This window comes from Acinetobacter sp. CIP-A165 (genome assembly GCF_000367985.1).
Classification (GTDB): Bacteria; Pseudomonadota; Gammaproteobacteria; order Pseudomonadales; family Moraxellaceae; genus Acinetobacter.
In genome coordinates, this window is the sequence record NZ_KB849200.1 from 11,633 (window position 1) to 36,847 (window position 25,215).

Below are 25,215 nucleotides of genomic sequence, written 5' to 3' on the forward strand. Positions count from 1 at the left end.
AGGATGAAATGTTTTAAGATTTTATCTTGTGTATATAGAAATCGTCGTAAAAGATTAAACCTGCGGTTTAATTTACTTGCTGGCATATACAATTTAGATTGGGTGAAAGATAAACAATTAAATTGATTGAAAAATGATTTATGAAGGAAGTCTAGTATACGAAATGCTTAATCTTTTCACATCCATATCTTAGTTAAAGCCGTTCTATCGTTTATAACAATGGAAAGGTTTTTCGTAATTTTTCATGTTCCATAAAATAAGTGTCTTAATATGTAAACTAATTTCAGGATGGGTCAGGTGTCACGCATTTAATAGAAAAAAGCGACTAACAAAGTCGCTTTTTTTAGTGTATTTTAATCGCTCAAATTAAGGCTTGTGACGAAAATTTAACGTGGTAATGCACCGTACAGCATCAAATGAACTGTGTGTTCAACAGAGCGTTGGTACATGCTGCGATTGCGCAAGGTCTTACCCGTCACCATTTCCATTTGAGTGGAAAAATCAGCATAGTTTTGGGTGATTGCCCAGATATTGATAATAAACAGTTCAGGATCAATCTCTTTAGACAATTTACCTTGTTCTTGCCAAATCTGGATCACTTTGGTTTTGCGTTTAAATAGCTTTTTCAAAGGACCTTTTAAGATCGGTAAAATATGCGGTGCACCTTGGATAATCTCCAGTGCAAACAAACGCGATGCTTTCGGTTGATCGCGTGAGCTTTCTAGCTTTTGAATTAAATAATGGGTGAGTGCTTCGGTCGGCTCAAGTTCTGATTCCAATGTTTGCAAGGGCGCAAGCCACTTTTGCAACACCGTGGTTAGCACCTCGACGTATAGAGACTCTTTATTTTCATAGTAATAGAAAATATTAGATTTGTGCATACTAGCGAGTTGTGCAATCTCATCCAAACTAGCGCCACTGAACCCATAGACGGAAAAAACATCTAGGGCAGCATTCAGCAGTTGATTGCGCTTTTGTGTACTTTTTTTCTGTTCCATCTGCGAGCTTGATTCAAAAAATGTCATTGACATTGTAAGATAAATTGTCGGTTTTGTGCACAAGAACACAGTTTTTTATTAAAAAAAATGTAGTTCTTAGATTAACGGTAACGATGTGTTTGAAAATGATGGATATCTAAAAATTGAATTACATGATTTGTAAATTATTCCTGCTGCATTGAAGAGAAAGCGCTTCGCATTTTTATGGTATTAACTATATTTTAAAGTCGATGAGACGGTTTCAGGTAGCTAAAACCGCATCTAGGACGTGCTGTTCGAGTTGTGCAAACGCAATACTTTTTTTGCGTGGACGTGGCAGGTTGACCTGAAAGTTGTGAGCGATGTGTCCTTGATCGAGCAAAATAATCCGATCGGCAAGTTGGACTGCTTCACTAACATCATGCGTGACTAAAATCGCCGTAAAGCCTTGTTCTTTCCACAACTGTTCAATGAGCTTTTGCATTTCCAAACGCGTCAGTGCATCTAAAGCCCCTAATGGTTCATCCAGCAACAAAATACGTGGCGTATGGGAGAGGGCACGTGCTAAAGCAGCACGTTGGCGTTGTCCACCAGAGAGTTGAGTGGGCCACTGCATGGCTTTGTCTTTTAAACCAACTTTTGCTAAAAGCGTTTCTGCTAGGTGATGTTGGGTTTTGGCTAAACCTAATTGTGCGTTTTGTAAAACGTTCTTCCATGGCAGTAAGCGAGGGTCTTGAAACATCACTCGAATATCAGCATTGGTGATGCCTTCCCGAAAGTTACGTACCGACTGGAATTTAATTTCACCGTAGCTTGGTTTTTCCAGTTGGGAAATCAGACGCAGTAGCGTACTTTTGCCGCAACCACTACGTCCTACAATGGCAACAAATTCCCCAGCTTGAATATTCAGATCTAAATCTTCTAAAACTTTGACCTCGCCATAAAACTTATAGAGTTGTTCAATCAGAATATCTGCACCATTTGCGGGAGCGGTTGGCGTTTCTGGCTCAACCACAGGTTGGATCAAACTGTCATCAAAGAAATTTAAATTTAAGTTACTCATATTCTTCTCCTTTTTATTTTTGATAGCCTGCATGCCAGCGTAATAAATAGTGTTCTAAAGCTTGTGCCAATACATCCGCTAATTTTCCCAGCAAGGCGTAGAGTAAAATACCGACCAACACGATATCTGTTTGTAAAAACTCGCGTGCATTCATGGTCATATAGCCGATTCCTGCTTGAGCTGAAATGGTTTCCGCCACGATGAGCAAGACCCAAACCAACCCTAAAGAAAAACGCAGCCCGACCAAAATAGAAGGCATTGCGCTGGGTAAAATAATGTCTTTATAGAGTTGCCAACGATTGAGTCCGTAACTTTTACCCATTTCAATTAGTTGGGGATCGACTGAGCGAATACCGTGGTAGGTATTGATATACATTGGGAAAAATACACCAACAGCAACCAAGAATAGTTTGGCCGTTTCATCGATTCCGAACCATAAAATCACCAATGGAATCAGTGCCAGTGCTGGGATGTTACGGATCATCTGTAAGGTGGTATCAAGCAAGGTCGAAGCAATCCGTGATGAACCATTTAACAATCCTAAAATCAGCCCCAAGCCACCCCCAACCAACAAACCCAACAACGCTCGACCAGCACTAACTTTGACGTGTTGCCAAAGCTCACCACTGACCAATAAATACCAAAAAGCACTCACGACAGCCGTTGGTGCGGGTAGCACTCGACTTTGTAATACACCCACACTTGAGGCGATTTGCCAGATCATGACCAATAAAATGGGGAACAACCACGGCAGCATACCTCTCCCTAAACTTTTTGTTCCACGTGAAACATCATTGAATAGCGTCTGTGCACTCATACGCTCTCCTTAACCACTTTTCTGGGTTGCTTGACCTCAGGCACATAGTTATTGGCAATGATTTCACCAAATGGTCCTGTTAAATGCGGCTGTACTAATTTCTCACGGGTTTTAAGCGGCAGGAATGGGAACACCAATTCAGCAAACCGAATTGATTCTTCTAGATGTGGGTAGCCAGAGAAAATAAAGGTATCAATCCCTAAGTCAGCATATTCTTGGATACGTGCTGCAACGGTTTCAGGATCACCGACTAAAGCAGTTCCTGCACCGCCACGAACTAAACCAATACCCGCCCAAAGGTTCGGTGAGACTTCAAGTTGATCTTTACGGCCCCCATGTAGCGCCGCCATTCGTTGCTGACCAACAGAGTCCATTTGCGCAAATTTTTTCTGTGCTGCTGCAATTGTTGCATCATCTAAATATTGGATCAGTTCATTAGCAGCTGCCCATGCCTGTTCATTGCTTTCGCGGACGATGACATGTAAGCGAATACCATAATTGAGCGTACGTCCTTTAGCCGCCGCTTTGGCACGCAAGTGTTCGATTTTTTCTTTCACCGCAGCAGGCGGTTCACCCCAAGTCAAATAGGTATCCACTTGCTCAGCGGCAAGCTCAGTTGCCGCGTCTGATGAGCCACCGAACCATAAAGGTGGATAAGGCTTTTGTACGGGTGGGTAGAGTAGTTTGGCATCATCGACACTGAGACGTTCGCCGTGAAAAGTAAATGATTCACCCGTATGCGAGCGAGTGAGAATTTCTCGCCAAATTTTTACATATTCAGAAGCTGTCTGATAACGAGTGCTGTGGTCTTCATACAGACCATCACCTTTTAGTTCTTGCTCATCTCCGCCCGTAACAAGGTTGAGGAGAATACGACCATTCGACAAACGATCAAAAGTTGCTGCCATGCGTGCAGCAAGTGAAGCTGTGGTGATCCCCGGACGTAATGCAACGAGGAATTTAAGTTGTTTGGTTGCATCGATTAAGCTTGCCGCCGTAATCCACGGATCTTCACAAGAACGACCCGTAGGAATCAAAACACCGGCATAACCTAAATGGTCGACTGTAACGGCAATTTGTTTCATATAAGCATGATCGACCTGACGAGCACCCTTGCTGGTACCTAAATAACGACTGTCACCGTGAGTGGGGATAAACCAGAAAATATTCATGTCGAGGTTCCTCATGAAAATAAAAGCAATGATTATTGGGCAGACCAAACACTTTGTTGGATGTCAATCTGCATCGGAATGAGTTGTGATTGTTTAAATAAATCGGCGATTTGTTGTTGATGCTGGATGACCTCAGTCGTGAGCGGTTGAACAGGTGAGGGCTTTGGTCTTTTGTCGAGTACCTGTTGCGCTACGGGTATACTGAGTCCTGTGCTTTGTGCATAAATCTGTAATGCTTGATCTGGGTGTTGCACAATCCATTGATCTGCAAGATTGTTGGTCTTGATCAGTTTCTGGACGGAATCAGGATGTTTTTGAATAAAGTCAGGATTGCCAATATAAAAAGAATATGTGGTTGGGAACGCTCGACCATCAACCAACGTTCGGGTGTGACCTTGTATTTCGGCAGTACCTAAGTAGGGTTCCCAAATCGCCCACGCATCAACCGCTTGTTTATCAAATGCGGCACGTGCCTCGGCTGGGGCTAACCAAATGGGTTGAATGTCTTGCCAAGATAAACCTGCTTTTTGCAAAGTTTTGGCTAATAATTCATGCGCACTTGAGCCTTTCTGTACAGCAACACGTTTACCTCTTAAATCTTGAAGCGAATGAATCGTATGATCTACGTGAACTAAAACTGCTTGAGCCGTCGGTGCCACCACTTCATAAGCAACATAGCTCAAGGGTTTTGCTGCGGCTTGGGCAAAGATCGGTGGCGTGTTTCCAACATAGCCAAAATCAACTGCGCCAACTGCGAGGGCTTCTAACATTTGCGGGCCTGCAGGAAATTCCCGCCACTCAATTTTGGCATTTGGAAATGATTGTTCAAACAGCTTTTGTTGTCTTGCAACCAATAAATTGAGTGATGATTTTTGAAAGCCAATTGAAAGGGTTTTGACGCTTTGAATCTCAGTTGATGAAGTGGTCTTTCCAGCCGTTTGTTCTGGTTTTTGGCATCCACTGAGTGTAAATGTGCTGAAGGCTAAACCAATGACCGAAATTTTAACGAACAACTTCATACTGAGCCTCTATTTTTTAAGTTGGTTTTTTAAGACAGCATCTTGAATCACAAGTTGCTTTGGAATGAGTTTCTGAGCAAAAAATGCATCGGCAACATATTGTTGTTCTTTGGCGACTTGTGCAGAAATGGGCTGAACACCAAATCCCATACGTGAAATCGATGTTTTTAAAACATCAAACCCAAGTCCAGTCGGTTTTTCTAATAATTTTGCAGCATCGTCAGGATGGTTTTTAACCCAATCTGTGGTTTGATTGAGGGTACTGACCAGCGTTTTCAGTGCGTCAGGGGGACTTTCCGCAAATTTACGATCTGCTAAATAAAACTGATGGTTATTGACCAAATGTTCACCGCTTGCAATCACACGTGCATGAATTTGATGTTGTGCCGCTGCGAAGAAAGGATCCCAAATCACCCAAGCATCAACCGCACCTTTTTCAAAGGCAGCGCGGGCATCGGAGGGTGGAAGATAGACGGGTTGAATGTCATTTAAGCTGAGCTTATTTGCCTCTAAAAGCTTGAGTAATAAGTAGTGGACATTCGAGCCTTTATTGAGCGCAATACGTTTCCCTTTGAGATCTTGTATGGATCGAATAGGTGAGTCTTTTTGCACAATGAGCGCTTCGGCAGTCGGAGCAGGAGGTTGATTGGCGACATACACCAAGTTTGGATTGGCTGCTTGCGCAAAAATTGGAGGCGCTTCACCTGCTTCACCAAAAACCACACTGCCAACATTGAGACCTTCTAAAAGCTGGGGACCCGCTGGAAATTCAACCCATTTGACATGGACACCTTGAGCAGCAAGACTTTTTTCTAATTCACCTTTTGCTTTAACAATCGGCAAGATGCCATATTTTTGAAAGCCGATGCTTAATGTTGTGGTTTGTTGTTTTGTGGTGTCTTGCTGCTCAGTTTCTTTTGCACAACCTGCAATCCCGATCACGCTGGCAAGACCTGCTGCCAGAAGAGTGTATGTTGCCCATGAGCGATGAATAGGACTGGTCATGTTGATGGTGCTCCCCGAAAAATCAAAAAAGACTTCAATAAGATGAGCAACCAAGCTAAAACTTTTTTTAATGCATAAAAAATAAATAATCGGGCATTACTTATGATGAAAAGTGCAAAAAAGAAGAACGAATAATCTTATCTTTAGATGGAATAACAGAAATCATTTTTAATTTATTAAGATATTGTTTTAATTAATTTTTATTATTTTCATAGATCAAGTGGATCGATGTTCTCGTCGTTTTTAAACAGAAATTATGATGGATTGGAGATATCTTTATCAGAAATAAAAATATCTCCAGTTTCATTAGGCCAGTATTTTTTTAAACACCAGCGAGTTACGTTGGTAGTTATATAGGGCTTGGCGCGCATTGGGTAAATCGTCAATATGAGCGGGTACAAAGCCATGTTCTAAAAACCAGTGCGCTGTTCGTGTCGTGAGTACGAATAACTGTTGAATCCCTTGTTGTTTGGCTTTGTTTTCTAAGAATTGCAGAATTTGACTGCCACGATTGGATTTGCGGTAGCTAGAGTCCACGGCAACGCAGGCAATTTCAGCTGAACGCGTTTCATTTTCTGCCGATGAAATCGGGTAGAGTGCTGCACATGCCAAGATCATTCCATCGCGTTCAATTACTGCAAATTGCTCGATTTCACTTTCAAGCAGTTCGCGAGAGCGATAAACCAAAATTCCTTCTTGCTCAAGCGGGCGAAGTAAATTAATTAAGCCACCGACATCGTTGATATTGGCAATCCGCACTTCTTCATAATGTGCATCGGTGATCATGGTGCCAATCCCATCACGGGTAAAGAGTTCCTCAATCAACGCGCCATCGTAGGTATAAGAAATCAAATGCACGCGATGTACGCCAGACAAAGAGGCTTGTTGTGCTTGTTTGAGATGCAGGGCAAATTCTGGATGGTGTGCTTGGTATTGTTGAATATAAGATTCAAGCTGGCGAGGGCTTAACTCACGTAATAATTGTTGCTTTTCATTCATTAGACCCTGTTTTTCGCCCAAGAAAATCAGCTTATCCGCGTTTAAGGCAGTCGCCGTTTTGGTTGCCACTTCTTCTGCCAATAAGTTGAAGACCTCACCAGTAGTTGAGTAGCCTGTAGGTCCTAATAATACGATATTGTGGTTGTCCAAATGTCGTTGAATGGCATCGGTATCGATGGAACGCACTTCACCCGTCAACTGGAAGTCAACGCCATCTCGAATACCATAAGGTTTAGCCGTGACAAAATTACCTGAAACCACATCAATGCGAGCGCCGTACATTGGCGAGTTTGCCAATCCCATGGAAAGGAGCGCTTCAATCTCTAAACGAATTGAACCCACGGCATTCATCACCGCAGGCAACGATTCACGTGTGGTCATACGGCGATTTTGATGAAAAGGTGTTTCAATCTTTCTTTCAAGTAGATTCTGATTGATTTGCGGGCGTGCACCATACACCAAGATCAATCGAATCCCGAGAGAGTGCAATAGCGCAATATCATGAATGATATGTTGGAAGTTTTGGTGTTGGACCGCCTCACCGCTAAACATCAGTACAAAGGTTTTATGGCGGTGTGCATTGATATATGGTGCAGAATGGCGAAACCAATGTACATAATCTTGTGTTGTACTTTGTGAAGTTTCGGTTATTTGATTCGCCATGTTGATCTCAGATATACATCAATGAATCTGATTTTAACTAAAAAAACCAAAAGATAAACCGATTCCTAAAACAACAACCGACTTTTCTACAGTTTAATAAGCACAAAGTATTTAGAAACCCATGATACGCACAATACTATTATCATTGGAGTTGACTAAGATATAATCATTATTGACTTTATACCACTGTTGGTCTCGACCTGGTTTTGGTAGATTATTTTCTTTATAATCAATCTTGTAGCTGTTTCCTCGATAATGTTGAGGCATGACATAGCCTGCTTGCCAACGATGTTGTTTTAACCGCTCCACGCCACGTTCTTCACGCATACGGCGTTCACGCATACGATTGTCATTATCTGGACGTTCAAAATTGCGACTGTGTTTATGACCACGTGAATCGTCATCACGATCAAAACGCGGATTTGCAAAACTCACCATGCTGCTAAACAGGGTGGCTGAACCTAAGATTAAGATAATGAATTTATTTCTCATGATACACCTAAGATCGGATGTCTCTCATGTGAAAACTGTACCTTAAAAATGCAGAGAAACTGTGAAGATCGATTCAGTATTCGATTAAAAATATGGAGCATCTCTCCCAATTTCGATCACAAAGGCAGGCTTAAGGTCAGTTTTCAATGTTGTTTTAAATTGTTCTAATCAAGTTATTAACTTTGTGCATCAATGCTTTGCCCATTCATCTCTAAACTATCATCGCCCATCAAATAAAGATATGCAGGCATGATGCTATCTGGTGTTGGCAATACTTTAGGGTCTTCATCGGGATAAGCTTTGGCCCGCATTGCGGTACGCGTTCCACCTGGATTGATGCAATTAAAGCGAATATTTGCATAACTATTTTCTAGAGCAAAAATTCTGCTCATGGCTTCAGTCGCAATTTTAGACACCGAATAAGCGCCCCATAATGCACGCGCTTCACGCCCGACACCTGAACTGGTAAAGATCACAGAAGCATGTTCAGATTGTTCGAGTAAAGGCAGTAATGCTTGGGTCATGGCAAAGGGTGCACGTAAATTCACCGCCATCACATCATCCCAAACATCTACAGGATAATTTGCCAGCTCAACACGATCACCTAACATCCCCGCATTATGCAAAATGCCATCTAAACGTCCGAATTGTTGTTGTAGCGTATCAACTAAAAGCTCATAGTCATGGCTAGATGCTGTTGAAAGCTGCAAAGGTAAAATAGCAGGTTGTGGCGCACCTAAACCTTCGATTTCATCATAGATGACTTCGAGTTTATTGAGCGTTCGGCCATGCAATACAACCGTTGCGCCGTGTAGGGCATAACTCATCGCAGCAGCTCGACCAATACCATCACCCGCACCAGTAATCAGGATGATACGATCTTTGAGTAGATCTGGACGAGGTTGATATTCTGAATATTTCATTGTTATGCCTCCTGTTATCTTGCCTATTTAACTCATCATACCCTGATTTTCTGACAACACCGTGATTTTCTGTTTGAGCAGTTGATGAAGTTCAGGGACGGTTTGAATAATTGCATCTGCTTGCCAAGCGGCGAGATTATCTCGTGATTCGACTGGTAAATAACCATAGGCAGCTAAGATGGTATACATATTTGCATTACGACCTGCGTCTATATCACGTGGATGATCACCAACATAAATAATGTCTTTGGCATCGAGACCTAACTGCTTAGCAGCCAAATACATCGGTTCAGGATCGGGTTTGGTCTTACTGACATCTTCTGGGCAAACCAACACCGCACAACGCTCTGTGAGTTGTAAAGCAGCGAGCAATAATTCACTTAAACCACGCGGTTTATTGGTCACAATACCCCAAGGAATCTGATGTGTTTCTAACGCTTCAAGTAAAGGATACATGCCTGTGAATAAGTCGGTATCGACCACGATATTGTCGCCATAGGCATCTAAAAAGCGTTGGCGGTGTGCGAGAAACACGGGATCAGTGACATCCAATTCTGGATAAACCAACTTCACCATGGCACGCGCACCCTCAGAAACTTGAGTACGAATGGTTTCTGCATCTACGACTGGGCGTTGCTCATCCCGACACATCTGCTGAATAATACGAATAAAGTCCGCAGCCGTGTCAATCAGCGTACCATCAAGATCAAATAAAACAGCTTTCATTACGCACCTGTATTCGTGGTGTGAACCATGTAGTTGACATCGACATTCGGCGCTAACCAATAATGTTTGGTGATCGGGTTGTAATGTAAGCCGGTCATCTCTTTTAGGCTTAGACCTGCGCTGCGAATATCATGTGCCATTTCTGAAGGACGAATGAATTTATGATAGTCATGCGTGCCTTTAGGCAATAAACGCAACACATATTCCGCGCCAATAATCGCGAATAAATAGGATTTCGGATTACGGTTAATGGTGGAGAAGAACACGTGTCCACCAGGTTTGACCAGTGTTTGACAAGCTTTTACGATAGAAGCTGGATCTGGTACGTGCTCCATCATTTCCATGCAAGTGACCACATCGTATTGACCTGCTTGTTCTTGTGCCAGTTGTTCTACAGGAATTTGACGATATTCAATGTTTTGCACATTGTCTTGTTGGGCATGTAAGCGACCAACAGCAAGTGGCGCTTCACCCATATCAATTCCCAATACATCTGCACCACGACGTGCCATGCTTTCTGCCAAGATGCCACCACCACAACCGACATCAAGGACTTTTTTGCCTGCCAAGCCGCCGACGCGTTCATCAATCCAGTTAAGACGTAATGGGTTGATTTGATGCAGTGGACGGAACTCCGAATGTTGATCCCACCATTTGGCAGCCAATGCTTCAAATTTTGCGATTTCTTGCGGGTCAACATTCAATTGCGACATGGACGTACCTCTATTTATTGGCATAATGATCTGAGTCTAGTGTAGCGATTCTGGCAAAAAAAGCGATAAATCGAATAAAAAACTTCACAGAAGCAAAACGAATTGCTCGTGTTTGTTTTATATTTAGCATATAAACTTACGAAAAATGCTTAGAGGAAAAGCAAAGGCAATGAAAAAGTTAGTATTAGGTGTTTTAAGCACGGCTGTTATCTCATTTTCGATGAATGCAATGGCTGCAGATTTTGTAGCAGGCAAAGATTATACCGTGGTGGCAAATCCGGTTAAAACGACTGCACCTGCTGGTCAACTCGAAGTGCGCGAATTTTTTTGGTACGGTTGTGGACATTGTTTTAACCTTGAACCACACATGCAAACATGGTTAAAGAAAATTCCAAAAGATGTTTATTTCCTACGCACCCCAGCAGCCATGAATAAAGTATGGGAACAGGGTGCTCGTGGTTACTATGTGTCTGAAGCTTTAGGCGTGCGTAAGAAAACCCATATTCCACTTTTCCATGCCATTCATGACGGTGGTCAGCAAATCTTTGATCAAGCGTCTCAAGCAAAATTCTTTGCCCGTTATGGTGTGCCTGAACAGAAGTTTAATAGCATGTTTAACTCGTTCCCGATTACTGCAAAAATTGCGGAGTCAAATAAATTGGCACAGCAATATCAGTTGACTGGTGTTCCAGCGGTTGTGGTCAATGGTAAATATGTGGTGCAGGGCGAGGATGCTAAAGTCACTCAAGTGGTTGATTACTTGTTGGAAAAAGAGCGTAAAGCTAAGTAAATTACCAATGCTTTAGACTAAAAAGGACTGTATCAACAGTCCTTTTTTGCATTTATTATTGTTCTTGTTGGAACTCGGTTAAGTCAATTTTCACAGTTTGAGTGGGTAAAGACAAAGCTTGGTTGACATATAAATTAATCAGTTTTTCACGAGAACCAATTGAACGTTGGTAATAGCTCGAATTAAGTAATAGTGCTGCGCCGTAAGTCAGTGACCAGATATAAGACAGATAATCACGAATCGACATATCATAATTCAGTGATTTTAAATATTTCTCAGTCATGTCTTTGAGCGAAACAATACGTTGCTGTCGAATCGCATACAGTTCGTCAAAGAGATGCTTAAGCTTAGACTCCGTCATGGTCAAGTGTTCTTCTAGCTGATGCAGCAAAATAGTACGACTAGGCGCCATGAGGTGATGCAACATATAGCGCGGCGCATACTCTTTGATATCAGTATGGTATTGGTCTGAAATTTTTAAAATTTCTTTTTCATTTTGAATAATAAGCTCAAGCAATAATTCATTTTTACTTCTGAAGTGCTTGTATAAGGTTCCTTTGGCGATGTCCAATTCGGCAACCAGTTCATCGAGGGTCATTTCTTGGTTATTTTCTAATAATAACTTTTCAGCAACCTGTAAAATTTTTTCTTTACGAATTAAGAACTGAGTATGACGATCAGGATTCATGATGCTTATAAGCTCCTCATAGTGTTCTAAACGGCATCGCATTATTGTCTAATGCATACTAACGCTAAGCAATGCTTTTATATATCAAACCGAGTCTTCGATATGGTCAAGCGTTTTGTGGTTCCCAGTTGGAGATACCACGAAATAACAAACTCACTTGAGTGGTGGCATTGTCAATAAACAGATTTTGTTGTTCTAATAAATCATCAATCGTAACTTGTTTGGGTAGATTGATCCATGTCATCGCCCATGTAAACGACATGTTGATCAAGATGGTTGATAAGACTTGCAGATACTTTTCTTCTTTAATGTGCTTAAAGGTGTCAAGTTTATATAAATCAACCGCCAAATCTTCAATCAAAAATTCAATCTCGCGTGCGATAGCAATCCGTACCGTTTCAGAGCCCCCCCAACGTTCCGCAATCATAAACTGCCATTGTTGCGGGCTATGATTCACCGCTTGTACAAAAAGTTCGATGCTGGTACGTGTTTTGGCTGCGCCGCTGTGTTTTAGATAGCTTTGACCCAATTGGTGAATCAAGCTCTTAAGATGTAATGACACCTGATCAACCAGTTCTTGACCCAGTGCCTCCATATCTTGGAAATGACGATAAAAAGCGGTTGGTACTAAACCAACTTCGCGAGCAACTTCACGCAAACTAATACTACTAAATGAGCGCCCAGACGTGCTGAGATGGAGCGCTGCATCCAGTAGAGCCTGACGACTCTGTTGTTTTCGTTCATCTCTAATCGACATGAATAAGATCCATAAAATTTATACTATAGAGTCTAGCAAAAAAAATAGGTTTTTTTTAGTCTTAATCGGTTGCTAAATCAGATAGATTCTTCGGCTTTTAAAATGAATGGCTTTGTTTTAACGGCTAAATGTACCCCATGCCTTACTTATTTCTTCATTCTTTTTAATTATTTAAAAAAAAGTAGAAAAAATAATCAAAAAATTAGTGAACAAGTGTTGACTCAGTGAACACAAATAAATATAGTGTACACATGTTCACTATACGAACAGTTGTTCACTCAATATAAATAGCCAGATACAAAACGAGGAACTTATGAGCGCACAGTTAAGCTATCAGCCACATTGGGTTAGAGAAGATTTCGTTGATTTTATCCTTGCAAAGGTTAACCCGATGTGGACTTTGCGCCGCATTATGGCAAAAATCGAAGCGATTGAGCCTATTGCAGATGAAATGATCAAGGTCACTTTAAGCAGTAACAATAAATTTACAACCTATCAGCCTGGTCAATTTGTGATGGTGACGGTTCGTATTGATGGTGTGCAGCATCAACGAGCGTATAGCTTGGTAAGTTCACCAAGTCACGACAAATTGGTGTTAGGTATCAAAAAACAAGGTTGTGTATCTAACTATTTAGCTAACAGCGCACGTGCTGGTGATGTGATTGAAATTACTCAGGCGATGGGCGAATTTACGCTAAAAGACTTTGATACAGAAGAAGGTAAACAACCGATTCTTTTGGTATCTGCGGGTAGTGGTATTACGCCGATTATTCCGATTGCGAAACAGGCATTAGCACGTTCAAATCAACCTGTGACATTGATTTATTACTCACGTGATCCAGCGTTCCGTACTGAATTGGAAACACTGGCAGCAGAATATCCGCACTTTAACCTACACATTATTGTCGATAGTGCTGAACAACCTGCTTATTTTGATGAAGAAACTTTGGACCGTTTGTGTGCCGATGCTGTTCAATGCCAAACCTATGTGTGTGCTGCTCCAGGTTTGATGAAAGCGACACGTCAAATTTGGACGAAACGTGGTTGGTTAGACCGTTTAACGCAAGAAAGCTTTTTGCCAGTGACGATGGATGTGGATGCTCAAATCCAACCAGTCAATTTCCGTCGCAGTATGCAAGAGTTTGAAGGCCGTGGCAACCTTTTGGCCAGTGCTGAAGCTGCGGGTTTGAAACCATCTTTTGGTTGCCGTATGGGGATTTGTAATACCTGTGTTTGTACCAAGATCAGTGGTGCAGTGAAAAATCAACTTACAGGTGAAATCGATAACCAAAACAATGTGCAAATCAAGTTGTGTGTGAGTGAAGCAGTGAGTCCCGTTGAGATTGACCTTTAATTCATATTGACCAGATAGAGTATAATATTATGAACATGATGACAGTAAATCCGACTAAAACGATTCCTCCAATCAAATTTGGCGGTAACATAAGCCGTGCATTAACACCAGAAGAAGTACAAGAGTTTGGCCGTAAGATTGATGCCATCCGTACTGAAACCATGGCTAAAATTGGCAAAGAAGATTCTGATTATATCTATAAAGTACGTAACTTTGTACGCTACACCGAAATTGCATCACGTGGCATGTTGATGTTCGGTGGCTGGATTCCACCCGTTTGGTTGCTTGGTACGGCAATGTTAGGCGTGTCTAAGATCGTCGAAAACATGGAATTGGGTCATAACGTGATGCACGGTCAGTTTGATTGGTTAAATGATCCATCGCTTAACGGTGCAACCTATGACTGGGATACGGTGTGTACCGGTGAAGATTGGAAATATACCCATAACTATAAGCACCATACCTATACCAATGTGTATGGCATGGATCATGACATTAGCGGTTATGGTGTGATGCGCATGAGCCGTGAGCAAGAGTGGGAACCACGCTTTTTGTTCAACGTGCCGATAGGTTTTGTATTGTCAACGGGTTTTGAATGGCTACTGGCTTTGCAACGCTTAGAGATGGAAAAAGTGTTGTTTGATGGCACCAAAACCTGGAAAGAAGTCTATGTGGAATCTAAAAATCTACGTAAAAAAATGCTACGTCAGTTTGGTAAAGATTATGTGTTGTTCCCAGTGATTGCTGGCCCAATGTTCTTGCCAGTATTGGCGGGTAACTTTTTTGCCAACTTGATCCGTAACTACTGGGCATCGACCGTGATTTATTGTGGTCATTTCACAGAAGACTCTGAAATTATCACTGACAACATTGATAATGAAACCAAAGCAGAGTGGTACTTACGTCAGATTCGTGGTTCAGCAAACTTTACTGGCGGTAAAATCATGCATTTCTTGAGCGGTAACTTGAGCCATCAAATTGAACATCATTTGTTCCCTGATGTGCCTGCCAACCGTTATATCGAGATGGCACCTAAAGTACGTGAAGTCTGTGCAGAGTATGGTCAACAATACAATACCGCTCCCTTTGGATCTCAGATCGTGAGTGTGTATAAACGTCTGGCGGTTCACTCTTTGCCTGACAATATGGTAGATCGTTTGGTGGCGACTAAGCGTACCTTTACTGAGGCAGTGAAAGGTATATTTGGCAAAGCTGCTTAATCTAGATAGAGCCTCGCTTGAGCGATCATGCGAGGCTCGTCACCAATAAGTAAAAGGGAAAGTGCGTGTAATTGAGATATACTATGGGCAATTATATTTGTGCCATCGTTTTAAGGAATCATTATGCGTATTGACCAAAGAGCATTAGACCAATTACGTGAGGTAAAAATTACCCGTAATTATACCCGTTACGCAGAAGGTTCAGTTCTGGTTGAGTTTGGCCATACCAAAGTATTGTGTACTGCGAGTATCGACAATTCGGTTCCGCGCTTTTTAAAAGGGAAAGGACAGGGTTGGGTCACGGCTGAATACGGCATGTTACCGCGTTCAACCCATACTCGTAGTGATCGTGAAGCAGCGCGTGGGAAACAGTCGGGCCGTACTCAGGAAATCCAACGTCTGATTGGTCGTAGTCTTAGAGCGATGGTTGACCTGAAAAAACTCGGTGAAAATACCATTAACATCGACTGCGATGTGATCCAAGCGGATGGTGGTACGCGTACCGCAGCGATTACAGGGGCTGCCGTGGCATTGGTTGATGCCATGAATGTGCTGTTGAGTAATAAAAAGATTAAACATGATCCGTTAAAAGGTTTAGTCGCAGCCATCTCGGTGGGGATGTATCAAGACGAAGTTCACCTCGACTTGTGCTACGAAGAAGATTCAAATTGCCAAACTGATTTAAATGTGGTGATGACACAGGCAGGCGAATTTATTGAGATTCAAGGAACGGCAGAAGATAAACCGTTCACTCGCCAACAGTGCAATGCCATGTTAGAGATTGCTGAAAAAGGAATCGCGGAATTGATTCTGAAGCAACAGCAAGCACTCGGTTGGTAAGCTCCAGTTGATAGTGCGGGCGGTCTGGAAATTTTAGACCGCCTTTTTTTTGCCTATTTTTCTGTCATTGAATTGCTATCAAATGATCATCGAATTGTCATTTATATTGTATTGACTATCTGCACGAATATTTTAACGGATAGTAAAATGCGAAATACCTTCTTAGCTTTACTCACCAGTAGTATTTTCTTATTAAGTGCTTGTAATGAAAATGATAATGGCGATAACAACAATACCACGCCAAATCCAAAACCGCCGACTTCAGACTGTACTATTCACTGTGCACCCTAAATAATAACAATAAGGAAATAATCAATGAACCGTCGTGACTTTTTATTAAATTCAACCAAAGCATTATTTGGTACCGCCGCACTTACCAGTTTTCCAATGAGTATTCAAAAAGCCCTCGCAATTGATGCCAAGGTCGAGACAGGAACCATTAAAGACGTTAAACATGTGGTGATCTTGACCCAAGAAAATCGTTCTTTTGACAATTACTTTGGGACGTTAAAAGGAGTACGTGGTTTTGGTGATCGCTTTACCATTCCTTTAAGCCAAGGTCGTACAGTGTGGGAACAATATGATGCCAATAAAAATAAAGTTTATCCCTATCATTTGGATAGTAGCCGTGGCAATGCACAGCGGGTGAGTGGCACACCACATTCATGGACAGATGGTCAGTATGCTTGGGATCATGGACGGATGGGCAATTGGGTGCAATATAAGCAGCCACAGTCAATGGGCTATTACAAGCAACAAGAGGTTGAATTTCAATTTGCATTAGCCAATGCTTTTACCCTGTGTGATGCATATCACTGTGCCATGCATACAGGAACCAACTCAAACCGTATGTTTATCTGGACAGGAACCAATGGCCCAACAGGTGCCAACGTTGCCAGTGTAGTCAATGATTTGGACTCAATCGGACCATCCACCGTTGGTTATGACTGGACCACCTATCCTGAACGCTTACAACAGACGGGTGTAACGTGGAAAGTCTATCAAAACATGCCTGATAATTTTACCGACAATCCCTTGGCTGGTTTTAAACAATACCGTCGTGCCAATGTATTATCAGGTAAACCTGTGAATAATATTACCATTTGCCCAGCCTATGATCCGGCTATTGATGCCACTCAGCCTTTGTATAAAGGGATCGCCAATACCATGCCAGATGGTGGTTTTTTGGGTTCATTTAAACAAGATATTGCCAATGGGCAGTTACCCCAAGTAAGTTGGTTAATTGCACCAGCAACTTATAGTGAGCATCCGGGGCCGTCTAGCCCAGTTCAGGGTGCTTGGTATATCCAAGAAGTTTTAAATGCGTTAACCGAGCATCCAGACGTATGGAGTCAGACGGTTTTCATCATCAATTTTGATGAAAATGATGGTTTCTTTGATCATATACCTTCACCAAGCGCACCCTCAATGGATGCTTCAGGTGCAGTACATGGCAAATCCACTTTAAGCCCAGAGCAGATGTCCTATGAGTATGCCACGCATGCCAAAGCTTCAGCAGGACAGCCAAACTTTACTGATCCAAAAGTGAGTAATGGCGTGGGTGTCTACGGCCCCGGTGTTCGAGTACCGATGTACATCATTTCCCCATGGAGTCGTGGGGGCTGGGTCAACTCACAAGTATTTGACCATTCTTCGGTGATTCGTTTCTTGGAACAATGTTTTGATGTAGAAGAACCCAATATTAGTCCGTATCGTCGTGCGGTGTGTGGGGACTTAAGCTCAGCATTTAACTTTAAAACGCCAAATCTTTTACCTTTGCCTGATTTAGCTGGTAAGAAAACAAAAACAGAGGTTGATGCGATTCGTAAAGCACAAGAAGGCTTGGCACAGGTCAGTCGTCCTTTAAGCCAAACTTATCCTGTTCAAGACATGGGAATACGACCATCACGTGCATTGCCATATATCTTGCATAGCAGTGCCAAGGTTGATGTGATCACGAAAACTGTTAAATTAATGTTCTCCAATACAGGAGCACAAGCCGCAGTCTTCCATGTTTATGACAAATTGAACTTAGACGCGATCCCACGCCGCTACATGGTGGAAGCAGGCAAACAACTCGATGATGTCTGGCAGACTAAAGATCATCAATATGATCTATGGGTGTTGGGACCGAATGGTTTTCATCGCAGTTTTAGTGGTGATTTAGCACAAACCAGACAATTGGAGGCGCTGCCAGAAATTCGCGTGTGTATGGAGGAGTGCGATTCCAAACTTTTCTTGAAAGTGCGAAATGATGCAGCCCAAACAGCGCAGTTGGTTGTGACAGCCAATGCTTATTTACCCAATAAAACATGGCAAATCGAAACTGCGGCGAATGAAAAAGAACTCAGTTGGGATATGTCCGAATTTGGTGGATGGTATGACTTCACCGTCAGCATTCAAAACGAACCAAGTTATCGTCGTCGTTTTGCTGGGCGCATTGAAACCAACGAAGATTCCATTTCTGATCCATATATGGGCTTTATTGAATCATAAGGGCTTTATATTGGTTTGAAATAAGCAGTCTAAGCGGATGCTAGGCTGCTTATGTTGAACAGCTAACGAAAAAAGAACCAGTAAACACAAAGTAAAATAATAAATAGCCAAGCGAGGAAGCCGATACGACTCATATCTTAAACATAAGCACACTGAGCCTTTGCATACTGTAACAGAGCATGCGAATTTGCCCCATTTTGCTTTGCTATATTGAGGACACTGCAAGAAAAGAGATAATGATGTTACAAGTTTTTTTAATATTTCTCACCGCCGTCACTTTTATTTTAATGGCGATTGACCCACGATCTAGCCAATCGACTGAAGCGAAATCAGCATGGCAAGAGACCGAATCTCAAGCACTGGATTCGCCACAATCGACTCAGCAGCAAAAAGACCAACAGGTTTAAGCATTAAAACGCATAGATAAATCCACAGCGCGAACATCTTTGGTTAAAACACCCATCGAAATGTAATCCACGCCAGTGCTGGCAACTTCACGCAAATTTTCAATGGTGATATTGCCAGAGGCTTCTAATTTACAACGCCCCGCAACATGCTTCACTGCATCAATCATTTGTTGTTGGCTGAAATTATCCAACATCACAATATCAGCACCTGCTTCCAGTGCTTGATTAAGTTCATCCCACGTTTCAACTTCAACTTCGACAGGTTTTCCAGGTGCAATCTGATGCGCTTGAGCAATCGCTTGAACAATACCACCAGCCGCCATAATGTGATTTTCTTTAATCAAAAAGGCATCAAATAAACCAAGACGATGATTTTGACCACCACCCACGGCAACGGCATATTTCTGCGCGATACGTAAACCCGGAAGTGTTTTACGGGTATCAAGCAATTTGGTGTGTAGACCATCGAGCTGTTTCACGTAGCTGGCTGTTTTGGTCGCCACAGCGGAAAGAGTTTGTACAAAGTTTAAAGCTGGGCGCTCCACCGTTAACAAACTACGTGCCGAACCAGCAAGTTTTAAAAAAGCTTCATTAGCCGTAACCACATCGCCTTCTTGTTTTAACCACGTGATTTGTACTGAGCTGTCAAAAGCCTGAATTAAAGCGTTAACCCAAGGTTGACCTGCCAGAACCATATCCTCACGCGTGATAATGGTGGCTGTAGCTTGTTCATCCGCAGGTGAAAGCATGGCGGTAATGTCGCCGTCCCCAATATCTTCTTGTAATGCTTGTTGAATATTGATTTGAATAGATTGTTCAAGCAAAGATTGAGGAATACTCATAGCATTTCCAGTATATTCTGACCAAAAAACGTGTGCATTATATTAGCATCGTCCTCGTAAAAAATAAGTATTTGATCTCGATTATTGCGAATAAAGCATGTCAGAATGGGAAATATTAATATTAAATTGCTGATTCGAGTGACAATGCCGCAATCTAGATTTGCTCAAGTTCGAGATGGAATATTACAAGGTGCAACGCAAATTGCTTCACCTAACTTTAATTCGCGTCCTGCAGAGACGGACATTCAGCTGATCGTGATTCACAATATTAGCTTGCCGCCATCTCAATTTGGTGGGGGTTATATTCAACAATTCTTTCAGAATCAGCTGGATTGGTCGGTACATCCTTATTTTCAAACCATCGAAGGTATGCAAGTTTCAGCGCATCTGCTGATTTTACGCACAGGCGAAGTGATTCAATTTGTCAATTTTAATGATCGGTCTTGGCATGCAGGTCGTTCTAGTTATTTAGCCCAACCAGAATGCAATGATTATTCGATTGGCATTGAGCTAGAGGGTAGTGATGATTTGCCGTTTGAACCACAACAGTATCAGTCACTGGTCGAGGTGGTGCAGATATTACGTCAAGCTTATCCCAAAATCCAAAATCATCTTGCAGGCCATTCTGATATTGCACCTAAACGTAAAACAGATCCGGGTTTACACTTTGATTGGTCGTTGTTCCGTCGTTTGCTAGCGATTCAGGCAAGCTCTAAAAAAACATGATCGAATTTATGATTTCACAACGAAATCTATTTTTACTTTCATTACAATAACGCTTTTGAAAGATAAGCCGTAGGTGAGTGCGATGGCATTGTGGCGATCGACAGTAATTGTCAGTGCAATGACGATGTTATCCCGAGTTCTGGGATTGGTACGTGATATCGTGCTGTTGAATGTATTTGGAGCGGGCAAAGATTTTGATACCTTTGTGGTTGCCTTTCGTATTCCCAACTTTTTTCGGCGTTTGTTTGCTGAAGGGGCATTTTCTCAAGCCTTTATTCCTGTTCTGACGGAATATAAAACCAGTCGCACCCATGCAGAAGTTCAAATTCTGATTAGTCGTGTTTTTGGCTGCTTAATGACGGCAATGACACTGCTCACTTTTGTGGCGATGGTTGCTGCACCTGTGATTATTTATATCTATGCGCCCGGTTTCCATAGCGATACTGAGAAGTTTAACCTTGCTGTTGACCTGTTTCGTCTAACTATCCCTTATCTGATGTTTATGTCACTGACGGCTTTTGCCAGCAGTATTCTAAATAGTTATGGTTCATTTGCTTCACCTGCATTTGCTCCAGTATTACTGAATATTGCCATGATTGCAGGAGCGTGGTGGCTAACTCCCTATATGGCAGAACCGATCATGGCGCTTGGATGGGCCGTGGTGGTTGCTGGTGTTTTGCAACTGGCCATTCAAATTCCTGAGCTATGGAAGAAAAATTTACTGATACCACCTAAAGTTGATTTTAAACATGAGGGTGTGAATCGTATTTTAAAGTTAATGTTACCTGCTTTATTTGGTGTATCCGTCACGCAAATTAACTTATTGCTGAATACGATTTGGGCATCCTTTATGCAGGATGGTTCAGTGTCATGGCTATACAGTGCAGAACGTATGACTGAACTACCACTGGGATTGATTGGGGTTGCGATCGGGACGGTGATTTTGCCATCACTTTCAGCACGCCATGCTGAACAAGATCAAAGTAAGTTTCGAGGGATGTTGGATTGGGCTGCTAAAATCATCATGCTGGTAGGGATTCCAGCCAGTATTGCTTTATTTATGCTGTCCACACCGATTATTCAAGCGCTGTTTCAACGTGGTGAATTTACTTTAGAAGATACACAAATGACTGCTTTGGCCTTGCAGTGTATGAGTGCTGGTGTGATCTCGTTTATGTTGATTAAGGTGTTTGCCCCGGGTTTCTATGCCCAGCAAGACACCAAAACACCAGTACGGGTCGGGTTAATCGCCGTGGCGACCAATGCGATTTTAAACGTGATATTTATTGGTATCTTTAAGTTGAATGGTTGGCAAGCAGAGCATATGGCGCTGGCTATGGCCTCTTCAGGTTCAGCTTTGGTCAATGCAGGTCTACTTTATTTCTATTTACACAAACGCAATATCTATCGCTTTGGCGCGCATTGGAAAAAACTGGCATTCCAGTTTGCAGTGGCCAATCTCATCATGATTTTAGCGTTATGGTATGGCCTTACGTGGTATCAAGGTGATATTTCTCAATGGCTACGTGTGGCTGAAGTTGCTGGTTTGTGTGTGCTTGGTGTGGTGGCTTATGTTGTCGGATTATTGCTAACAGGGTTTAGACCGAGACATTTGAAATCTTAAATAATGAATGTCTCTTAGTATTTAAATAGTATGTAAGGAAATAACAGTGATTATACGAATAGTTTTTTTATATATAATATTGATACTAAGTAGACAAGTTTATGCTCAAGATCCATTGATATTAGGAGCAGAAGCATATCTCTCTCTTGATACTTGGAATACAAATGAAAGATATAATGCGTCACATGCATTAATGGTACCTTTGCACTACGCTTACAAACATAATAACCAGCCCTTGAAAAAAGATTTTGAATCAAATGTGAGTCGATTTTTGAAGGTGGGAAAAAATGAGTTAAATATAAGAAAGAAAGAGGAGCGACTAAGCGGGTTACAATATTTATATTTTTTAAGTGAGTATGTGGGTTTAAATGAAAATAAAGAATTAGCTGACTATTTACTTATACAAGTTAGGGGGATTTGGAATGATATTCCTGCATGGCAATGGGGGCGAGAACCTTTTAATAATATGAAAGAAAGAATTTCATGGAAGCTGCAGGCGAACAAAGATGTTGGGTATAAAAGAATTATTATTGATGAAGAGTTCTTTAGTTTTGGAATTGCTGCTAATTTAACAAACATCTATCCTAAAGATTCTGTGTTAAAAGAAATAAATGAGTATGCACTCGAAGTATTTAAACAGAGAAGCAATTTTGAGGATGGGCGCTGGTTATTTGATAAAGGTAACTATGATGATTATAAAGATCATGCTTATGCTGGATATGAAAATAAATTAGTTAAGGAAAAACGCCCATTAGTTAATATGGTTGCAGATTCTTCTCATTTTTTTAGAATTCCTAAAGTTCTTTTATCATTACAAAACTCTTATCCTATTAATAGCCCTAATTTTGATTTGTATAAAAATTATAGAAAAGGACTTACTAGACAATTTTTGGAGAAGGTTGTTCTTATTAGGAATAATAAAATATATTTAACAAATTATATGGATGGTAGAAATGGGATTTATAGATGGGAGTATCCTACTTTAGGAAAAAATAATGGGTATGGTCCGTATGAACTGACGGGCTCATTTAGTATAGGGTGGTGGGGGTTCTTAGAAAATAAAGAAGTTAGCAGTCTTTACTATAAATATTATCGAATGCTTCGAGAAAAAGATGAAAACGGTTTATGCCAAAATATTATAGAAGAAACAAAACAAAAAAAGCGAATTATTAATTATAGAAAATTTCATAATTGTGTGCGAATATATAATTCTTATATGGCATCAAAATTATAACTGAAACTTATTGGGTTTTTGATTTTAATATAAAAAGTATCTTTCATTTTGGAGTATAAATATCTAATCTGAAAGATACTTTTTAAGGTGATATGGTTATTTTTCAGATGAAATTCCCAATAATTCAATATCGAAAATCAGGGTGCTATTTGGACCAATTCCATCACCAGCACCCACCTCACCATAAGCTAGATTGGCTGGGATAAAGAAACGGCTTTTACCGCCTACCTTCATGGTTTGAACGCCTTCAGTCCAACCTGCGATGACTTGATTCAGTTGAAACTCGACAGGATGGTTGCGTGCGATCGAACTATCAAACACGGTCCCATCAAGTAAACGCCCTTCATAATTGACTTTAACCGTAGAGCTCGCTCTCGGTGATTTACCTTTTCCCGCTTGAAGGACTTGGTACTGTAAACCTGATCTGGTGGTTACAATATTGGCCTTTTTCGTATTTTCAGCGAGAAAGGCTTTTCCTGTTTGATCATTCTTTTGAGCGATCTCTTGAAATTCAACCAGTTGCTTTGCTTCTATACGTTTTTTATATTGATTAAGCACATTTGCCATGTCTTCATCAGTCAAAGATGCTGCTTTTCCCTGTGTCGCTTCTTTCAAGCCTTGCACGAATGCATTAATATCCAAATCCTTCAAGGTATTGGCATTGCCTTTACCCATTAAATAACCGTAACTATAACCCAACTGCTCTTGTTGTGGGCTTTTTAAAGTAATCGGTGCTGCATAAGCAGTACCCATCAAGGATGTCATTAAAATAAGACTTAATTTTTTCATTATTTCTTCCAAAGTGCTTTTGCAAAAATAAGGGAGAGCACATGCTCTCCCTATATCTGTTATTTTACTGCGATGAGTTCGACATCAAAAACTAGAGTACTATTCGGTGGAATAGAACCAGGCACACCTTGTTCGCCGTAACCTAAGTTGGCAGGAATATAAAGTGTTGCCTTACCGCCTTCTTTCATTAATTGTAAGCCTTCAGTCCAGCCAGGTATGACTTGATTGAGCGGGAACTCGATTGGTTCACCACGATCATATGAACTATCAAACACAGTGCCATCGGTCAATTGACCTTTATAATGAACTTTGACCACAGACGCAGCCGTTGGTTGTTTACCTGTTCCTGCTGTAATAATTTTATATTGCAACCCTGAGGCTGTGGTTTTCACGCCTTCTTTTTTTGCATTTTCAGCTAAGAAGGAGTTACCTGTTGCTTCTGCTTTCTGGGTTGCTTCGATTTGTTTTTGCTGTAATTCTTTTTGGAATTCTACATAAGCAGCTTGTAGTTCTTCCTCGGTGTAGGCAGCAGGTTTTTCTGCATGGCCATCGCGGAAACCAGTGATGAAAGCAGCTGTTTCTAATTCTGGTGGCGTTTGTTTCGCAACTTCATAACCTAAAGCATAACTGATTTTTGCGCCTGGCCCTGCATTTTTGTCTGCTTTTGCGCCAAGTTCAGTGGTAGGGTGCTGAGTTGCATAATAAATCGGTATAAGGGCTGCTCCGCCTAAAACGGCTGCGACAATAACAGGTAAAGCTTTACTCATGAGATGTCCAAAGGTGAGATTTTAGTAAAAAATATGGCACTGATCTTAGCATGTCTACGCTTCAGCATTGAATAACTGATCTGAAAAATGCGTGTATTTTTTATAGGGTTTA

Annotated in this window: 26 protein-coding genes; 10 read left to right on the forward strand and 16 right to left on the reverse strand. The window is 41.4% G+C overall.

Going from position 1 to position 25,215, the window contains the following annotated elements; all coding sequences use genetic code 11:
* Positions 1-386: 386 nt before the first annotated feature.
* The 11 genes from F991_RS00055 to ubiG form a co-directional block, all read right to left on the reverse strand.
* The gene (locus F991_RS00055; RefSeq protein WP_004667910.1) at positions 387-998 is read right to left on the reverse strand and encodes a TetR/AcrR family transcriptional regulator; all 612 of its coding nucleotides are present in this window, start codon (positions 996-998) and stop codon (positions 387-389) included.
* A gap of 241 nt (positions 999-1,239) precedes the next feature.
* On the reverse strand, positions 1,240-2,040 hold the full coding sequence (locus F991_RS00060) for an ABC transporter ATP-binding protein (RefSeq protein ID WP_004667911.1): 801 nt from the start codon (positions 2,038-2,040) through the stop codon (positions 1,240-1,242).
* Positions 2,041-2,053: 13 nt separating this feature from the next.
* Positions 2,054-2,857: an aliphatic sulfonate ABC transporter permease SsuC gene (gene ssuC, locus F991_RS00065; protein ID WP_004667912.1), complete on the reverse strand. Its 804-nt coding sequence runs from the start codon at positions 2,855-2,857 to the stop codon at positions 2,054-2,056.
* On the reverse strand, positions 2,854-4,029 hold the full coding sequence (gene ssuD, locus F991_RS00070) for an FMNH2-dependent alkanesulfonate monooxygenase (protein WP_004667913.1): 1,176 nt from the start codon (positions 4,027-4,029) through the stop codon (positions 2,854-2,856). Before ssuD ends, ssuC begins: the two co-directional genes overlap by 4 nt.
* A 32-nt stretch (positions 4,030-4,061) precedes the next feature.
* Positions 4,062-5,048 carry an aliphatic sulfonate ABC transporter substrate-binding protein gene (locus F991_RS00075; protein ID WP_004667914.1) on the reverse strand — a complete coding sequence of 329 codons (987 nt, stop codon included), beginning with the start codon at positions 5,046-5,048 and terminating at the stop codon, positions 4,062-4,064.
* Between the two features lie 9 nt (positions 5,049-5,057).
* Positions 5,058-6,053: a sulfonate ABC transporter substrate-binding protein gene (locus tag F991_RS00080; protein ID WP_004667915.1), complete on the reverse strand. Its 996-nt coding sequence runs from the start codon at positions 6,051-6,053 to the stop codon at positions 5,058-5,060.
* Positions 6,054-6,359: 306 nt separating this feature from the next.
* Positions 6,360-7,715, reverse strand: a complete 1,356-nt coding sequence (gene argA, locus F991_RS00085; RefSeq protein WP_004667916.1) for an amino-acid N-acetyltransferase — start codon at positions 7,713-7,715, stop codon at positions 6,360-6,362.
* A gap of 111 nt (positions 7,716-7,826) precedes the next feature.
* Positions 7,827-8,207 (reverse strand): RcnB family protein, encoded by a 381-nt coding sequence (locus F991_RS00090; RefSeq protein WP_004667917.1) that lies wholly within the window; start codon positions 8,205-8,207, stop codon positions 7,827-7,829.
* 176 nt (positions 8,208-8,383) lie between these two features.
* The gene (locus tag F991_RS00095) at positions 8,384-9,130 is read right to left on the reverse strand and encodes a YciK family oxidoreductase (RefSeq protein ID WP_004667918.1); all 747 of its coding nucleotides are present in this window, start codon (positions 9,128-9,130) and stop codon (positions 8,384-8,386) included.
* Positions 9,131-9,157: 27 nt separating this feature from the next.
* Complete coding sequence (locus F991_RS00100) at positions 9,158-9,856, reverse strand: HAD family hydrolase (RefSeq protein ID WP_004667920.1); 699 nt, start codon at positions 9,854-9,856, stop codon at positions 9,158-9,160.
* On the reverse strand, positions 9,856-10,569 hold the full coding sequence (ubiG, locus tag F991_RS00105) for a bifunctional 2-polyprenyl-6-hydroxyphenol methylase/3-demethylubiquinol 3-O-methyltransferase UbiG (RefSeq protein ID WP_004667922.1): 714 nt from the start codon (positions 10,567-10,569) through the stop codon (positions 9,856-9,858). Before ubiG ends, F991_RS00100 begins: the two co-directional genes overlap by 1 nt.
* A 169-nt stretch (positions 10,570-10,738) precedes the next feature.
* On the opposite strand from ubiG, the gene F991_RS00110 reads away from it, so the two are divergent.
* Positions 10,739-11,359, forward strand: coding sequence for a thiol:disulfide interchange protein DsbA/DsbL (locus F991_RS00110; protein WP_004667924.1), 621 nt, complete (start codon positions 10,739-10,741; stop codon positions 11,357-11,359).
* Between the two features lie 55 nt (positions 11,360-11,414).
* On the opposite strand, the gene F991_RS00115 is transcribed toward F991_RS00110, so the two are convergent.
* Entirely contained in the window at positions 11,415-12,047 is a 633-nt protein-coding gene (locus tag F991_RS00115; RefSeq protein WP_004667925.1) for a TetR/AcrR family transcriptional regulator, read from the reverse strand.
* A gap of 106 nt (positions 12,048-12,153) precedes the next feature.
* A complete protein-coding gene (locus tag F991_RS00120) occupies positions 12,154-12,804 on the reverse strand; it encodes a TetR family transcriptional regulator (protein ID WP_004667927.1) in 651 nt (216 codons plus the stop codon).
* Positions 12,805-13,117: 313 nt separating this feature from the next.
* On the opposite strand from F991_RS00120, the gene F991_RS00125 reads away from it, so the two are divergent.
* The 6 genes from F991_RS00125 (at position 13,118) to F991_RS17355 (ending at position 19,121) form a co-directional block, all read left to right on the forward strand.
* Positions 13,118-14,158 (forward strand): ferredoxin reductase, encoded by a 1,041-nt coding sequence (locus tag F991_RS00125; RefSeq protein ID WP_004667928.1) that lies wholly within the window; start codon positions 13,118-13,120, stop codon positions 14,156-14,158.
* Positions 14,159-14,196: 38 nt separating this feature from the next.
* On the forward strand, positions 14,197-15,378 hold the full coding sequence (locus tag F991_RS00130; protein ID WP_416201907.1) for a fatty acid desaturase family protein: 1,182 nt from the start codon (positions 14,197-14,199) through the stop codon (positions 15,376-15,378).
* A 123-nt stretch (positions 15,379-15,501) separates the two neighbouring features.
* A complete protein-coding gene (gene rph, locus F991_RS00135; RefSeq protein WP_004667930.1) occupies positions 15,502-16,218 on the forward strand; it encodes a ribonuclease PH in 717 nt (238 codons plus the stop codon).
* Positions 16,219-16,365: 147 nt separating this feature from the next.
* Entirely contained in the window at positions 16,366-16,509 is a 144-nt protein-coding gene (locus F991_RS17600; protein ID WP_004667931.1) for a hypothetical protein, read from the forward strand.
* A gap of 24 nt (positions 16,510-16,533) precedes the next feature.
* Positions 16,534-18,714 carry a phosphocholine-specific phospholipase C gene (locus F991_RS00140; protein ID WP_004667932.1) on the forward strand — a complete coding sequence of 727 codons (2,181 nt, stop codon included), beginning with the start codon at positions 16,534-16,536 and terminating at the stop codon, positions 18,712-18,714.
* A 236-nt stretch (positions 18,715-18,950) separates the two neighbouring features.
* Positions 18,951-19,121 (forward strand): ABZJ_00068 family colistin stress protein, encoded by a 171-nt coding sequence (locus tag F991_RS17355; RefSeq protein WP_155757132.1) that lies wholly within the window; start codon positions 18,951-18,953, stop codon positions 19,119-19,121.
* Here the strand turns inward: F991_RS17355 and nadC are convergent.
* Positions 19,118-19,963, reverse strand: a complete 846-nt coding sequence (nadC, locus tag F991_RS00145) for a carboxylating nicotinate-nucleotide diphosphorylase (protein WP_004667934.1) — start codon at positions 19,961-19,963, stop codon at positions 19,118-19,120. The two genes, F991_RS17355 and nadC, sit on opposite strands and share 4 nt — an antisense overlap.
* Positions 19,964-20,107: 144 nt before the next feature.
* Between nadC and ampD the strand changes: the two genes are divergently transcribed.
* The 3 genes from ampD (at position 20,108) to F991_RS00160 (ending at position 23,547) form a co-directional block, all read left to right on the forward strand.
* On the forward strand, positions 20,108-20,689 hold the full coding sequence (gene ampD, locus F991_RS00150; protein WP_004667937.1) for a 1,6-anhydro-N-acetylmuramyl-L-alanine amidase AmpD: 582 nt from the start codon (positions 20,108-20,110) through the stop codon (positions 20,687-20,689).
* A gap of 73 nt (positions 20,690-20,762) precedes the next feature.
* Positions 20,763-22,313 carry a murein biosynthesis integral membrane protein MurJ gene (gene murJ / locus F991_RS00155; protein WP_171063373.1) on the forward strand — a complete coding sequence of 517 codons (1,551 nt, stop codon included), beginning with the start codon at positions 20,763-20,765 and terminating at the stop codon, positions 22,311-22,313.
* Between the two features lie 46 nt (positions 22,314-22,359).
* Positions 22,360-23,547, forward strand: a complete 1,188-nt coding sequence (locus F991_RS00160; RefSeq protein ID WP_004667940.1) for a hypothetical protein — start codon at positions 22,360-22,362, stop codon at positions 23,545-23,547.
* A gap of 96 nt (positions 23,548-23,643) precedes the next feature.
* Here F991_RS00160 and F991_RS00165 read toward each other — a convergent pair whose 3' ends face one another.
* Together F991_RS00165 and F991_RS00170 are read right to left on the reverse strand one after the other, a co-directional pair.
* On the reverse strand, positions 23,644-24,336 hold the full coding sequence (locus F991_RS00165; RefSeq protein ID WP_004667943.1) for a BamJ family beta-barrel-assembly machinery protein: 693 nt from the start codon (positions 24,334-24,336) through the stop codon (positions 23,644-23,646).
* 59 nt (positions 24,337-24,395) lie between these two features.
* Entirely contained in the window at positions 24,396-25,103 is a 708-nt protein-coding gene (locus F991_RS00170) for a BamJ family beta-barrel-assembly machinery protein (RefSeq protein ID WP_004667945.1), read from the reverse strand.
* Positions 25,104-25,215: the final 112 nt, after the last annotated feature.